The sequence below is a fragment of the Candidatus Thalassolituus haligoni genome (assembly GCF_041222825.1).
GTDB classification, from domain to species: domain Bacteria; phylum Pseudomonadota; class Gammaproteobacteria; order Pseudomonadales; family Oceanobacteraceae; genus Oceanobacter; species Oceanobacter antarcticus.
Map to the genome: position 1 here is coordinate 3,185,726 of NZ_CP139482.1, position 13,816 is coordinate 3,199,541.

The 13,816-nt window shown below is 54.6% G+C and carries 12 protein-coding genes; 11 read left to right on the plus strand and 1 reads right to left on the minus strand.

What is annotated here, in order from left to right; genetic code table 11:
- The first annotated feature begins 202 nt into the window (after positions 1 to 202).
- The 5 genes from pilB to yacG all read left to right on the plus strand — a co-directional run bounded on the left by pilB (position 203) and on the right by yacG (position 5,136).
- The gene (gene pilB / locus SOJ49_RS14215) at positions 203 to 1,900 is read left to right on the plus strand and encodes a type IV-A pilus assembly ATPase PilB (protein WP_369855153.1); all 1,698 of its coding nucleotides are present in this window, start codon (positions 203 to 205) and stop codon (positions 1,898 to 1,900) included.
- A gap of 52 nt (positions 1,901 to 1,952) precedes the next feature.
- Positions 1,953 to 3,182, plus strand: a complete 1,230-nt coding sequence (locus tag SOJ49_RS14220; protein WP_369855154.1) for a type II secretion system F family protein — start codon at positions 1,953 to 1,955, stop codon at positions 3,180 to 3,182.
- 2 nt (positions 3,183 to 3,184) lie between these two features.
- On the plus strand, positions 3,185 to 4,072 hold the full coding sequence (locus tag SOJ49_RS14225) for an A24 family peptidase (protein WP_369855155.1): 888 nt from the start codon (positions 3,185 to 3,187) through the stop codon (positions 4,070 to 4,072).
- Positions 4,073 to 4,184: 112 nt separating this feature from the next.
- Entirely contained in the window at positions 4,185 to 4,841 is a 657-nt protein-coding gene (coaE, locus tag SOJ49_RS14230; protein WP_369855156.1) for a dephospho-CoA kinase, read from the plus strand.
- 61 nt (positions 4,842 to 4,902) lie between these two features.
- Positions 4,903 to 5,136 (plus strand): DNA gyrase inhibitor YacG, encoded by a 234-nt coding sequence (yacG, locus tag SOJ49_RS14235; protein ID WP_369855157.1) that lies wholly within the window; start codon positions 4,903 to 4,905, stop codon positions 5,134 to 5,136.
- 794 nt (positions 5,137 to 5,930) lie between these two features.
- Here the strand turns inward: yacG and SOJ49_RS14240 are convergent.
- Positions 5,931 to 6,482: a copper chaperone PCu(A)C gene (locus SOJ49_RS14240; protein WP_369855158.1), complete on the minus strand. Its 552-nt coding sequence runs from the start codon at positions 6,480 to 6,482 to the stop codon at positions 5,931 to 5,933.
- 263 nt (positions 6,483 to 6,745) lie between these two features.
- On the opposite strand from SOJ49_RS14240, the gene prmA reads away from it, so the two are divergent.
- From prmA to purD, 6 genes are all read left to right on the plus strand, one after another.
- Entirely contained in the window at positions 6,746 to 7,639 is an 894-nt protein-coding gene (gene prmA / locus SOJ49_RS14245) for a 50S ribosomal protein L11 methyltransferase (RefSeq protein WP_369855159.1), read from the plus strand.
- Between the two features lie 47 nt (positions 7,640 to 7,686).
- On the plus strand, positions 7,687 to 9,249 hold the full coding sequence (locus SOJ49_RS14250; RefSeq protein ID WP_369855160.1) for a DUF3426 domain-containing protein: 1,563 nt from the start codon (positions 7,687 to 7,689) through the stop codon (positions 9,247 to 9,249).
- Between the two features lie 131 nt (positions 9,250 to 9,380).
- On the plus strand, positions 9,381 to 10,370 hold the full coding sequence (gene dusB, locus SOJ49_RS14255; protein WP_369855161.1) for a tRNA dihydrouridine synthase DusB: 990 nt from the start codon (positions 9,381 to 9,383) through the stop codon (positions 10,368 to 10,370).
- Positions 10,367 to 10,681, plus strand: coding sequence for a DNA-binding transcriptional regulator Fis (fis, locus tag SOJ49_RS14260; protein WP_369855162.1), 315 nt, complete (start codon positions 10,367 to 10,369; stop codon positions 10,679 to 10,681). The genes dusB and fis overlap by 4 nt, the downstream gene beginning before the upstream one ends.
- A gap of 90 nt (positions 10,682 to 10,771) precedes the next feature.
- The gene (purH, locus tag SOJ49_RS14265) at positions 10,772 to 12,400 is read left to right on the plus strand and encodes a bifunctional phosphoribosylaminoimidazolecarboxamide formyltransferase/IMP cyclohydrolase (protein WP_369855163.1); all 1,629 of its coding nucleotides are present in this window, start codon (positions 10,772 to 10,774) and stop codon (positions 12,398 to 12,400) included.
- A gap of 95 nt (positions 12,401 to 12,495) precedes the next feature.
- Positions 12,496 to 13,797, plus strand: coding sequence for a phosphoribosylamine--glycine ligase (gene purD, locus SOJ49_RS14270; protein ID WP_369855164.1), 1,302 nt, complete (start codon positions 12,496 to 12,498; stop codon positions 13,795 to 13,797).
- Positions 13,798 to 13,816: the final 19 nt, after the last annotated feature.

Consider the following 13,816-nt stretch of genomic DNA (forward strand, 5'->3'; position numbering starts at 1 on the left):
GTTGCATGGCTGATTACCGGTGGTTCTCTTGATAACACACCTTATGAACCACGATTTAACTAAGTAGTAGCTAGTGGTAATATTAATAATAGACCCTGAAAGGGGTCTATTTTCTTACGTCTTGGTATTTTAAAGTAGTTTCGCTAGCGGTTACTAATTTGATATTGTCTGCTCAATTCGGTACCTAAACGGAACTCCATGCATGGCCGTCCTCACAGGCACTCCCCGACGCTTGGTTGAACACAAGCTGCTCGATGCTCAACAAGCCCACGATCTGCTGCTTCAAGCCAAAGAGGCCAAAAAAAGCTTTATTGCGATGGCCGTTGAATCCGGCAAGGTAAAAGCCAAGGCATTAGCCATTCTGACTTCAGAAGAGTTCGGTTTACCGGTGCTCGATCTCGGTGCCTTTGATCAGGAATTAATTCCCAAAGAGCTGGTGAGCAACGAATTGATTGAAAAACACCGGGTACTGCCGTTGTTTTCACGCGGTAATCGTTTGTTTGTTGCCCAAAGCGACCCGTCGCTGATTCAGTCCATCGACGAGATCAAATTTAATACTGGCATGATGGTTGAACCTGTCATTGTTGAACATGACAAGCTACAGGCGCTAGTCGATAAAATGCTGGCCGCCAACGACACCAGCATGGGCGATCTCGACAGTGAGCTGGAAGACGTTGATCTGGAAGACCCGGACGCTGCCGACAAGGCTCAGGAAAAAACAGCGACCGCAGCAGAAGACGACGCTCCAATTGTGCGTTTTGTTAATAAAATGCTGTTGGATGCCATTAAACTGGGCTCGTCCGATATTCACTTCGAACCTTACGAAAAACGCTATCGGGTGCGTTATCGTACCGACGGTATCTTGCATGAGGTCACCAGTCCGCCAGTATCGCTGACTGGTAAAATTGCTGCCCGCCTCAAAGTGATGTCACAGATGGATATTTCCGAGCGCCGCGTTCCCCAAGATGGCCGTATCAAGATGCGGCTTTCCAAAAGCAAGGCCATCGACTTTCGCGTCAATACCTTGCCGACGCTGTTTGGCGAAAAAATCGTGTTACGGATTCTCGACCCCTCGTCAGCCCAGCTGGGTATCGATATGTTGGGTTATGAGCCGTTACAGAAAGAGCTGTATATGCACGCCCTGTCGAAGCCACAGGGGATGATTCTGGTTACCGGCCCCACCGGTTCCGGCAAAACCGTCTCACTTTATACCGGCTTGAATATTCTCAACGTCGAAGGCACCAATATTTCTACCGCTGAAGACCCGGCCGAAATCAATCTCGAAGGGGTTAACCAGTGCAACGTCAACGCCCGTGTCGGCCTCGACTTTGCCGCAGCGTTACGCTCTTTCCTGCGTCAGGATCCAGATGTGATTATGGTGGGGGAAATCCGCGATCTCGAAACCGCCCAAATTGCTATCAAGGCCGCCCAGACCGGTCACCTGGTGTTGTCCACTTTACACACCAACAACGCCCCGGAAACCATTACCCGCCTGGCCAATATGGGCATCCCCTCATTTAACATTGCCACTTCGGTATCTTTGATTATTGCCCAGCGACTGGCCCGCCGTTTGTGTAAATCCTGCAAAATCCCGACAGACATCCCCAAGGAAGCCTTACTCGAGACCGGCTTTACCGAGGAAATGCTTGAAACCGCTGAAATCTATCAGCCAGTCGGCTGCGAACATTGTAAACAGGGTTATAAAGGTCGTGTTGGTATTTACGAAGTGGTTAAAATAACCGATGCCCTGTCTCGTATTATCATGCAGGGCGGCAACTCGATTGAAATTGCCGATGTTGCTCGTCAAGAAGGCTTCAACGACTTACGTACCTCAGCATTACAAAAAGTTGCTCAGGGCGTTACCAGCCTCGAAGAAGCCAATCGAGTTACCACCGATTAACCAGCGGCGGCTACCTTGTGGCCAATGATTTTGCAGAGGCGTTCCAGCAGTTATGGCCAAGCAAGCGAAAAATATTGATTTTGTCTGGGAAGGCGTCAACAAACGCGGCCAGAAAATGAACGGCTCCCTGTCTGGCCAGAATATGGCCATGGTCAAGGCCCAACTGCGCAAGCAAGGGATTCAGCCCGATAAGGTAAAACGGGCATCTCAGCCGATGTTTGGTCTGGGGGGAGCGTCGAAAGGCAAAAAAATCAAACCCGCCGACATCAGCTTTTTTACCCGCCAGATGGCCACCATGATCAAGGCTGGGGTGCCGTTGGTACAGTCGTTCGAGATTGTCGCCGATGGGGTTGATAACCCCAGTATGAAAGATCTGATTTATCAACTGCGCGATACGGTGTCCGCCGGTAATGATTTTGCTTCGGCACTGAAAGAGCATCCACAGCACTTTGATGAGCTGACCTGTAACCTGGTGGAATCCGGCGAACAATCCGGCGCTCTGGAAACCATGCTCGATAAAGTCGCGATTTATAAGGAAAAGTCGGAAGCGCTCAAATCCAAAATCAAAAAAGCCATGGGTTATCCGATTACCGTATTGGTGGTGGCCGCCATCGTCACGGCTATCCTGCTGATCAAGGTGGTGCCCACCTTTGAGGGCATGTTCAAAAGTTTTGGTGCCGAGCTGCCAGCGCCGACCCAGTTTGTAGTTGATCTCTCCGCCGCAATGCAGGCGAACTGGATGTACGCACTGGCAGTGGTGGTGGTTGCGGTGGCGGTATTTAAACAATTGATGAAAACCTCGCAAAAATTCCGCGACCAGATGGATTACCTGGTACTGAAACTACCTGTGTTTGGCAATATTATGCATAAGGCGGCGGTGGCCCGCTTTGCGCGGGTATTGTCGACCACCTTTGCCGCTGGTGTACCCCTGGTCGAAGCGCTGGAATCCGTAGCCGGTGCCGTAGGTAACAAGCTGTACCGGGATGCGGTATTAAACGTGCGTCAGGAAGTAGCAACTGGCCAGCAGATGCATTTTGCCATGCGAGCTACCGGCGTATTCCCCAATATGGTGGTACAGATGACCAGTATCGGCGAAGAATCCGGCGCGCTGGACACCATGCTCGACAAGGCCGCCAGTTATTACGAAACCGAGGTGGATGAATCGGTGGATGGCCTTACCGCCATGATGGAGCCCTTGATTATGGCGTTTCTCGGGGTTGTCGTTGGTGGCTTGATCATCGCCATGTACTTGCCGATTTTCCAGATGGGATCGGTCATGTAACCATGGAAGGCTTATCGCAATTATTTACCCTGATTGGCAGCCACTGGTTGTTGCAGGTGATGTTTATTGGCCTGCTGGGCCTGTTACTTGGCAGCTTTATGAATGTGGTGATTCTGCGGCTGCCGGTAATGATGTTCCGGGCCTGGAAGCTGGAATGTCAGGATATCGACCAACTGCCACCCCATCCGGCGCTGGACGACTTGAGTCAGCCCTATAATCTGGTCACCCCCCATTCTCACTGCCCAAAATGTCAGGCCCCGGTCAAAGCCTGGCAGAATATTCCGCTGGTCAGTTTTTTATTATTAAAAGGCCGCTGCGCAGGCTGCGATAGCCCCATTGGCTGGCGTTATCCCATTGTCGAGCTGGTAACGGCGCTGTTCAGCCTGACCCTGATCGTTGCCTTTCCCTGGGGGTGGCAACTGGCCGCCATGCTGGTGTTCACCTGGTTGCTGATCACTATGTCGGTGATCGATATCGACCACCAGATTCTGCCGGACACCTTGACGCTGGGACTGTTGTGGTTGGGACTGCTGGTTAATTCCCAGGGATTATTTACCGATCTGTATTCGGCGGTATGGGGCGCTGCGGCCGGTTACCTGAGCCTGTGGTCGGTGTTCTGGCTGTTCAAACTGGTCACCGGCAAGGAAGGTATGGGTTTTGGTGACTTTAAATTACTCGCTGCCCTCGGTGCCTGGCTGGGTTATCAGAGTATTCTGTTGATTATCCTGTTGTCGTCTGCCGTTGGTGCGGTAGTGGGTATTGCCGGTGTGATCATACTCGGGCGCGACAAAAATTTGCCAATCCCGTTTGGCCCTTACCTCGCCATGGCCGGATGGATTGCGGCGCTATGGGGTGATGAGCTGATCCATTGGTATTTGGGTGGCATGTAACTGTGGTACGTCAGCTTTCGGGCTGGGGCCTGTCGAACTCACTCAATCCACGCCAAGGGATTTTTTTACCGAAATGGGCGTATCAGAATCGACGCAATGCGAGAGTGGTTAAATGACTTGGGTCGTGGGTATTACCGGCGGTATTGGTTGCGGTAAAACCGCAGCGTCAGATTACCTGGCGGCGAAAGGTATTATCGTGGTCGATTCTGATCAGGTCGCCAGACAGGTTGTCGAACCTGGCCAACCAGCCTGGCGAGCGATTGTCGATCATTTTGGTGCCCATCAGGTACTGCTGCCGGATCAACAACTGAACCGTGCCTGGTTGCGCACCCGAGTATTCGAACAGCCGGAAGAACGTCTCTGGCTCGAACAACAAACTCACCCCGCTATTCGCCAACAAACTCAACAGCAATTGGCCCAGGCCAGCAGCCCGTACGCCATTCTGGCCTCACCATTGTTGTTTGAAAGCGGTCAACAGGCGTTAGTGCAACGCACTTTGGTAATTGATTTGCCAGAATCGCTGCAATTACAACGCGCCAGCCAGAGGGATGGTAATTCTGAGGAACAAATTCGTCGTATCATGAACGCCCAGCTCAGCCGCGAAGAACGGCTGCAACAGGCAGATGATGTGGTAAACAACGCTGGTTCACTGGCTAACCTGCAGCAACAGCTTGACGATTTACACCAGCAGTATCTGGCTCTGGCAGCACAAGCAAGCCCAAGCCCAAGCCCAAGCCCAAGCCCAAGCCCAAGCCCAAGCCCAAAATAGCAGAACGCACCCGCTCTGCCTGTTAACCGTTTAAATTATTTGTTATGAAAGGCGATCCAGCATGAGTGAATCCCATATCACCACCAAAGGCCAGTCGGCCGCCAACGATGCGGTACTCGCAGTCAACTGCCCCACCTGTCAGAAATCCGTTCCCTGGACATCCGCCAGTCTGTTTCGGCCATTTTGTTGTGAGCGCTGCAAACTGATCGATCTGGGCGAATGGGCCAGCGAATCGCACCGAATTACCGGTAATGATGACGACAACGACCTGATGTCAGAAGACGCACAGTACTGATTACGAACAAGGCCAGCATGGCAGCTGGCACTCCCAAGCATCCGGGAAGGCGGGCCGCTGCGCCCGCTAATGGCTGCGATCACTACGCGAGGCGTATAGCCAACGTTAAGGCCAGCATGGCAGCTGGCACTCCCAGGCATCCGGGAAGGCGGGCCGCTGCGCCCGCTAATGGCTGCGATCAATATGCGAGGCGTTTAGCCAACGTTAAGGCCAGCGTGGCAGCTGGCACTCCCACACATCCGGGAAGGCGGGCCGCTGCGCCCGCTAATGGCTGCGATCACTACGCGAGGCTGATAGCCAACGCTAAGGCCAGCGTGGCAGCTGGCACTCCCAGGCATCCGGGAAGGTGGGCCGCTGCGCCCGCTAATGGCTGCTATCACTACGCGAGGCTGATAGCCAACGTTAAGGCCAGCGTGGCAGCTGGCACTCCCAAACATCCGGGAAGGCGGGCCGCTGCGCCCGCTAATGGCTGCGATCACTACGCGAAGCCAACGTGAAGGCCAGCATGGCAGCTGGCACTCCCAAGCATCCGGGAAGGCGGGCCACTCGCCCGCTAATGGCTGCGATCAATATGCGAGGCGTTTAGCCAACGTTAAGGCCAGCATGGCAGCTGGCACTCCCAAGCATCCGGGAAGGCGGGCCGCTGCGCCCACTAATGGCTGCGATCAATATGCGAGGCTGACAGCCAACGTTAAGGCCAGCGTGGCAGCTGGCACTCCCAAGCATCCGGGAAGGCGGGCCGCTACGCCCGCTAATGGCAGCTGGCGCTCCCTATCAACCCGAGCCGTTCGGCTTTATTGACGCATATCCACCAGAGTGGCTGCGGTTAACAAACAACCACTGTGTAAAAAACACAGCGTCAGTGGCAGCTCTTTGCCGATGACTGCAGGCAAGGGTTGCTGTAAACCGAACAACATCAGATGCAGACCACCCGGTTGCAAGGTGACGGTTTGCCCTGCAGGCACATCCAGGCCGTCGATCTGACGCATTTTCATCACACCGTTAGCGTGGGTATGCGTGTGAATTTCAATATGATCCGCCCAGTCAGCCTTGGCCGACAGCAAGCGATCCGGCCCGGAGCCGCTGTTTTTCAAGGTCAGAAACGCTGCACTCATGCTACGTCCAGGAATCGGGGCACGCACAATGGCATCGCTGATTTTCATAGTGCTGACGGATCCAGTGTTGCCAGTCCCACTACCGGTCTCAGTCTGTCCATATGCGCTCACAGCACCCAGTGCCGCCCCCAACACCAGGCTGACTAACCGTAACCAATAAAAACCACAACGGACGAAAGGTACTGGCTGACTTCGGGTCGATAACGGGCGAATCAAGTCGCGACGGCTCATAACACTATCCTTGGCTGAATCTATTGGCGGATCAAAGAGTATGTACGGGATTGTCGCAGCTGCTGATAGCCGCCGTACAGCGGCTAAATGCCGCAGGGTGTATCAGGAGAGATCCCGTGAGACTCTGGCCACTGTACGCGCCGTCTTATCAGTCAACTGGACGCTTGTTGATATTTTCGGCAAACTCCGCGCTTTGCGGCACGCCTGCACTGCCAGATCATCGGCAGCCAGACCATTCACTACCAGAGCATCGGAGACATATCATGAGCCAATGGGTTCAATTACGAATTCAAGCCAAAGCAGCGCAAGTAGATGCTTGTGAAAACGCCCTGCTGGCTCTGGGTGCCTTATCCGTTACCCTGCAAGACAATGCCGACCAACCAATTCTCGAGCCTGAACTGGGCACCACCCCCCTCTGGGATGACACCCAGCTCATTGGCCTGTTTGATGCCGACACTCATACCGCTGCAATCGTGGAGCAGTTTCCCTTGATGTTTGCCGCTGAAGGCGGTGTTGGAAGCGTCGATTTGTTATGGGAACAGGTCGAAGACAAGGACTGGGTCAGAGCCTGGATGGACACTTACAAGCCCATGCAGTTTGGCCCGCGCTTGTGGGTGTGCCCAAGTTGGTGTCAGCCACCACAACCGGATGCCGTCAACCTGCTGCTTGACCCTGGCCTGGCTTTTGGCACCGGTACGCACCCGACCACCGCGCTGTGTTTGCGCTATTTGGATGAGCATATAAAAGGTGGTGAAGAGGTTGTCGATTTTGGTTGTGGCAGCGGCATTCTTGGTATGGCAGCGCTGTTACTGGGTGCCCGTACAATGACAGGTATCGACATCGATCCCCAGGCACTGACCGCCACCCGCGACAATGCCCAGCGTAACGACATCCGTAGTGACCGTTTCGAGGTGTATTTACCACAACACACACCTGCGGTTCAGGCCGACATAACGGTCGCCAATATTCTGGCCGGGCCACTCAACGAACTGGCCCCTCAGCTGGCCCAACTGACGCGCTCCGGTGGCAAGCTGGCCCTTTCCGGGTTGCTCTCCCACCAGGCAGACGACGTTATTCAGCGTTATAACGAGTGGTTTGTGATGGATACACCAAAGCAACAGGAAGATTGGGTTATTATCTCTGGAACCCGTCGCTAGGGAGCTGTCGGACTTATGAGCAACCTGGATAATTCTGAGGATTCATCATGGCCACGCATGTGACTCGCTGCCCACATTGCCAGACCAGCTTTCGCGTCCGCGACGAACACCTCGCGATTGCGAAGGGGAATGTCCGCTGCGGCTCTTGCTTGCAAGTCTTTAATGCGTTGAATCACCTTGTGAATCCAGTTGCAGGGGCGACAAATACAGCGGCTCCGACGCACAAGCCGACGCCAGCCGAACCGGCAATCGCTGCCAAACCAGCCAGTCCCAAGCCCACCGCTCAGGCTCCGACGTCCTCAACAGCGACAAGTACAAACACCCCACCACCCGCCACAGCCATACCAGCCGAAGTTCACGATGATTTTGATTCCGTCAATCTTGAATCCCAGCAGGAAGTATCCTCCGACGAGCTGTTCGATAACCTGTTTGGCAGTGCCGACGATGATAATCTGGACGATAACAACAGTGGTTTTCTCGACAAGGCTATCTTCGACAGTCTGAATGGCGACGACACCAGCCCCCCGGAAGCGGAAGACCGCCAGCTTGATGACGATGACCTGCTGATCCACGACGAAATGGACAGCATCGGCGAACCACACGATGGCGACGAGAGCATCTCAGACGATCCGTTTGCGGATCTGGGGTTACGTGCTCCCGAACATATTGATCGCCCAGCCCCCGGATCCGGTCTTGAAATTGACGATTCGCTGATCAACCTCGATTCCATGGATAACCATCCGCTCAGTTACGACGTCAGCAAACCGGAAAACATCGAGGAAGAGGAAGATGACGACGAAGCCTGGGCCAGAGCGCTGCTTGATGACGACTCACCACCGGAAGAAATTACCCGTGAGCTTGGTCTGGTTACCACTCGCAGCGAGGAAGCACAATTCAAACGCCCCGCCGCCACCGTCGCCATACCAGAAAATGCGGAAGACGACGAACCTCCTTCCGCAAACAAAACACCCATCAGCTTCGCCCTGGCTGACGAGCAACCAGAAGACCAGAGCAATACCGATTACCGCGCTGACAATGGCTTGCCTCCCGGCTTTGGACAACCGCCTCGTCACCAGCAGTTGACAGGTAACATTCAGGCAACCCCGCTGCAACTGGATGCTGAAAAGCAAAAACGGGCCAAAACCGGTTGGTTGGTCGCCACCGTAGCGTTGCTGGTGTTGCTGGCCGGTCAAGTGCTGTATTTCAATTTTGACCAGTGGGCAAGAACTCCGAGCTGGCGTCCGGTATACCAGTCGCTCTGTTCCGTATTTGGTTGCCGTTTGCCACATGTTCAGGATGTGCGTTCCATGTCGACCCGTAACCTGGTGGTGCGCTCCCACCCGGCCATTGCCAATGCTTTGGTGGTCGATACACTGATATTGAACAACTCTGAATTTGACCAGCCATTTCCTGACCTGGCATTGATATTCAGGGATTTGAACGAAAATGTTATTGCCAGCCGCCAGTTTACGCCGGCGGAATACCTCGCCGGAGAAGTTGCCGGTCAAAGCAGCATGCCCAGCAAAACGCCAGTACACGTCGCGCTCGAAATTCTTGATCCAGGGCAAAATGCTGTCAGCTATGCCGTGCAACTGGTGGATAATCAATAACCGGCAGATGGGTGGCCAACTGTAAGAAAAATGACATATTTGTTGGCAAAGTGGTCTTTATTCAACCGATTCATCCGAGTATGATAGCGCCACTTTTTTCCGCACACTTTTTGATCAGCTCATAATTATTCATGCCCACAATTGGTAAATACACGCTAACCAGCCCGGCCGTGCTGGCACCGATGGCGGGGGTGACTGACCTTCCATTTCGTCGCCTGTGTCGACATCTCGGCGCTGGCCTTGTTGTCGGCGAAATGATTGCTGCCAACCCCGACCTGCGCGCTACCCGCAAGTCACGGCAACGACTGGATCACAGCGGCGAACCAGAGCCGGTTGCTATCCAGATTGCCGGGGGGGATCCGGAATCACTGGCAGAATGTGCTCGTTACTCCGTGGCGCACGGAGCCCATATTGTCGATATCAACATGGGCTGTCCGGCCAAAAAAGTGTGTAACAAGGCCGCTGGCTCGGCACTGATGAAAGATGAAGGCCTGGTACGAGACATATTACAAGCCGTTGTCGAAGCCGTTGATGTCCCGGTAACGCTGAAAATGCGTACTGGCTGGGAACCTGAACATCGTAATGCAGACGTGATCGCAACGCTGGCGGAAGAACTCGGTATCCAGTCGTTGGCGATTCATGGCCGTACCCGTGCCTGCGGCTACAAGAACACCGTCGAGTACGACACCATTCGTGCAATCAAGCAGTCGGTGTCCATTCCGGTGTTCGCCAACGGTGACATTACCTCTCCACAGAAAGCGGTTGAGGTCATGGACTATACCGGTGCCGATGGCGTCTTGATCGGTCGTGCAGCCCAGGGAAATCCCTGGATTTTTCGGCAAATCAATCATTTTTTGGCCACCGGAGCAGAGCCGCAAGCGCCTCGGCCAGATGAGATTTACAACACCCTGCGGGATCACCTGCAGGCTTTGTACGCCTTTTATGGCGACTACCTTGGGCTACGTATTGCCCGCAAGCACGTTGGCTGGTATCTCGCCAACCAACCCGGTGGTGAACAGTTTCGCCGCCAGTTCAATCAGTTGAATTCCATCGACGAACAAGGACACGCCGTTCGTCAGTTTTTCCTGGGGATCAGGAACTCGAGGGAGATTGCAGCATGAACACCCAAGCATATATCAAGAAGGTTGATACGGTGACCGAACCAGCAGAACAGCACATCCGATTGGAAACACCCGTGGCGTCAAACCAGACCCTGCGTGACAGTGTCGAAAAAGCGTTACAGAACTATTTCGACCAGCTTGATGGCCAGGAAGTGGCCGGTATCTACGACATGGTCCTGTCGGAGGTGGAAGTGCCACTACTCGAAACCGTCATGAAATACACCCGCGACAATCAAACCAAGGCCTCTGTTGTGCTTGGTCTGAACCGTGGCACACTGCGCAAGAAACTCAAGCAGTACGGCATGCTCTAATACGCGCATGAACAGATAAGAGCGGCTGCAAGGCCGCTTTTTGTTTTTCAGACTTCGACTAATGTCAGCCAACCCGTTGCCAGGAATACCATGAGCCACAGCACTCCAACCGCACCGTCCCAGTCAGGCAACACGCCTGTTCGCCGCGCCTTGATCAGCGTATCCGATAAAACCGGCATTGTTGAATTTGCCCAGTCCCTGGTCGAGCTGGGAGTCGAAATTCTCTCCACCGGTGGTACTTACAAACTGCTGTGTGACAACCAGGTAGCGGCAGTGGAAGTCTCTGACTACACCGGCTTCCCGGAAATGATGGATGGTCGCGTCAAGACCCTGCACCCGAAAGTACACGGCGGCATCCTGGCTCGACGCGGACAGGACGATGCCGTTATGACTGAGCATGGCATCCATGCCATTGATATGGTGGTAGTCAACCTGTATCCGTTCGCCGCTACCGTCGCCCGCCCGGATTGCGACCTGCCGCTGGCGATTGAAAATATTGATATCGGCGGCCCGACCATGGTGCGTTCTGCCGCCAAAAATCACGCACACGTCGCTATTCTGGTGAACGCAACGGATTACAACAGTGTACTCGCCGAACTCACGTCCGGCGGCCTGTGTTACAAGACCCGTTTCGCGCTGGCATTAAAAGCGTTTGAACACACAGCGGCCTACGATGGCATGATTGCTAACTACCTCGGCACCATCAACCAGTCCGAAGAAACACTTGGCGTCGCAAACCGCCTGCACTTCCCGCAGACCTTCAACAGCCAGTTCATCAAGGCGCAGGACATGCGTTACGGTGAAAACCCGCACCAGCAAGCGGCCTTCTACGTGGAAGCCAATCCACAAGAAGCGTCTATCGCTACCGCCAAACAGCTGCAGGGGAAAGAGCTGTCGTATAACAATGTTGCCGATACCGATGCCGCCCTGGAATGCGTCAAGTCGTTTACCAAACCCGCCTGTGTGATCGTCAAGCACGCCAACCCTTGTGGGGTAGCGGTTGTGCCGGAAGACGACGGTGGTATTCGTAAAGCCTACGATCTGGCATTTGCTACGGATACCGAATCGGCCTTTGGTGGCATTATTGCCTTTAACCGCGCACTGGATGCCGACACCGCCAAAGCCATTGTCGAGCGTCAGTTTGTCGAAGTGATCATCGCGCCATCGGTCAGTGCCGAAGCCGCAGCCATCATCGAAGCCAAGAAAAACGTCCGCCTGCTGGAGTGCGGCCAGTGGTCAACCGAACGCGTCCAGGCATTGGACTTCAAACGGGTGAACGGTGGCTTGCTGGTGCAACAGCGCGACCATGGCATGATCAACGTCGATGACCTCAAAGTAGTCACCAAACGCGCCCCAACCGAAGCAGAACTGAACGACCTGGTGTTTGCCTGGAAAGTGGCCAAGTTTGTTAAATCCAATGCCATTGTCTACGCTAAAAACCGCCAGACGGTCGGGGTGGGTGCTGGCCAGATGAGCCGGGTAAATTCTGCCCGTATCGCGGCCATCAAGGCTGAACATGCCGGTCTGCCGGTCGAAGGGGCAGTCATGGCATCGGACGCATTCTTCCCGTTCCGCGACGGCATCGACAATGCTGCGGCCAATGGCATCAAAGCCATCATCCAGCCCGGAGGTTCGATCCGTGATGACGAAGTCATTGCGGCTGCCGACGAAGCAGGCATCGCCATGGTATTTACCGGGATGCGCCACTTCCGTCATTGATAAATAGCCGGATGTCAGACATCAGCGGCAAATATCAGAATACATCATTGTGCCAGCCGTCGGATTTCCGACGACTGGCTGTTCGGAGTACCAATATGCAAGTATTGATCATAGGTTCGGGTGGCCGCGAACATGCGTTAGCCTGGAAAGTCCTGCAATCGCCGCAGGTAACAAAAGTTTTCGTGGCGCCGGGTAACGCCGGTACCGCACGCGAAGCCAATATGGAAAACGTCGCCATTGACGTGATGGATTTCGATGGCTTACAGCAGTTTGCGCAAACCAACAATATCGGCCTCACCATCGTTGGCCCTGAAGCGCCTTTGGTTGGCGGAGTGGTTAACCAGTTTCAGGCAGCAGGCCTGAAAATCTTTGGCCCCTCTGCCGGAGCAGCCCAGCTGGAAGGTTCCAAGGCTTTCACCAAGGACTTCCTGGCTCGGCAGCAGATCCCCACCGCAGACTACCAGAACTTCACCGAGCTTGAACCAGCGCTGGCGTATCTGCGTGAAAAGGGCGCACCGATTGTGGTCAAGGCGGATGGCCTGGCGGCCGGCAAAGGCGTGATCGTCGCAGAAACCCTGGCTCAGGCCGAAGCGGCCGTACAGGACATGCTGTCCGGCAATGCCTTTGGTGATGCCGGTTGCCGGGTGGTGATTGAAGAATTCCTCAGTGGTGAAGAGGCTTCATTTATTGTCATGGTTGATGGCAAGAATGTACTGACCATGGCCACCAGCCAGGATCACAAACGGGTTGGCAATGGCGACACTGGCCCCAACACTGGCGGTATGGGTGCCTATTCCCCGGCCCCGGTTGTGACGACAGCCATTCACGATCGCATTATGCAAGAAGTCATCTACCCGACCGTTCAGGGCATGGCCGCAGAAGGCAACGATTACACCGGCTTCCTCTATGCTGGCCTGATGATTGATGCCACCGGCACGCCCAAGGTGATTGAATATAACTGCCGGTTTGGTGATCCGGAAACCCAGCCAATCATGCTGCGGATGAAATCCGACCTGGTGGCTCATTGCCTGGCTGCGCTGGAAGGCCAGCTGGATAGCGAAACAGCCGATTGGGATGACCGCCCGGCACTGGGCGTAGTACTGGCTGCCGGTGGTTATCCGGCCGACTACCGCAAGGGCGATGTTATCTCACTGCCCGACGACGACGGCACCAATCGCAAGATATTCCATGCCGGAACCCAAACTGCGGACAATGGCGATGTATTGACCGCAGGCGGACGTGTACTCTGTGCCACCGCACTGGGTAACACCGTCGGTGAGGCCCAACAGGCCGCTTATGAGCTGGCGCAGCGGGTTAGCTGGCAAGATATGTTTTATCGTACCGACATTGGCTATCGTGCCATTACACGGGAAAACAGTAACAACACGGCACTATAATCCAATACAACCCATCCGG

Bases quoted from the DNA above. Each gene is read 5' to 3' on its own strand.
- purD (WP_369855164.1), top strand. From the start codon at position 12,496: ATGCAAGTATTGATCATAGGTTCGGGTGGCCGCGAACATGCGTTAGCC.
- SOJ49_RS14225 (WP_369855155.1), top strand. From the start codon at position 3,185: ATGGAAGGCTTATCGCAATTATTTACCCTGATTGGCAGCCACTGGTTG.
- prmA (WP_369855159.1), top strand. From the start codon at position 6,746: ATGAGCCAATGGGTTCAATTACGAATTCAAGCCAAAGCAGCGCAAGTA.
- SOJ49_RS14240 (WP_369855158.1), bottom strand. From the start codon at position 6,482: ATGAGCCGTCGCGACTTGATTCGCCCGTTATCGACCCGAAGTCAGCCA.
- dusB (WP_369855161.1), top strand. From the start codon at position 9,381: ATGCCCACAATTGGTAAATACACGCTAACCAGCCCGGCCGTGCTGGCA.
- yacG (WP_369855157.1), top strand. From the start codon at position 4,903: ATGAGTGAATCCCATATCACCACCAAAGGCCAGTCGGCCGCCAACGAT.
- purH (WP_369855163.1), top strand. From the start codon at position 10,772: ATGAGCCACAGCACTCCAACCGCACCGTCCCAGTCAGGCAACACGCCT.
- pilB (WP_369855153.1), top strand. From the start codon at position 203: ATGGCCGTCCTCACAGGCACTCCCCGACGCTTGGTTGAACACAAGCTG.
- SOJ49_RS14220 (WP_369855154.1), top strand. From the start codon at position 1,953: ATGGCCAAGCAAGCGAAAAATATTGATTTTGTCTGGGAAGGCGTCAAC.
- SOJ49_RS14250 (WP_369855160.1), top strand. From the start codon at position 7,687: ATGGCCACGCATGTGACTCGCTGCCCACATTGCCAGACCAGCTTTCGC.
- fis (WP_369855162.1), top strand. From the start codon at position 10,367: ATGAACACCCAAGCATATATCAAGAAGGTTGATACGGTGACCGAACCA.
- coaE (WP_369855156.1), top strand. From the start codon at position 4,185: ATGACTTGGGTCGTGGGTATTACCGGCGGTATTGGTTGCGGTAAAACC.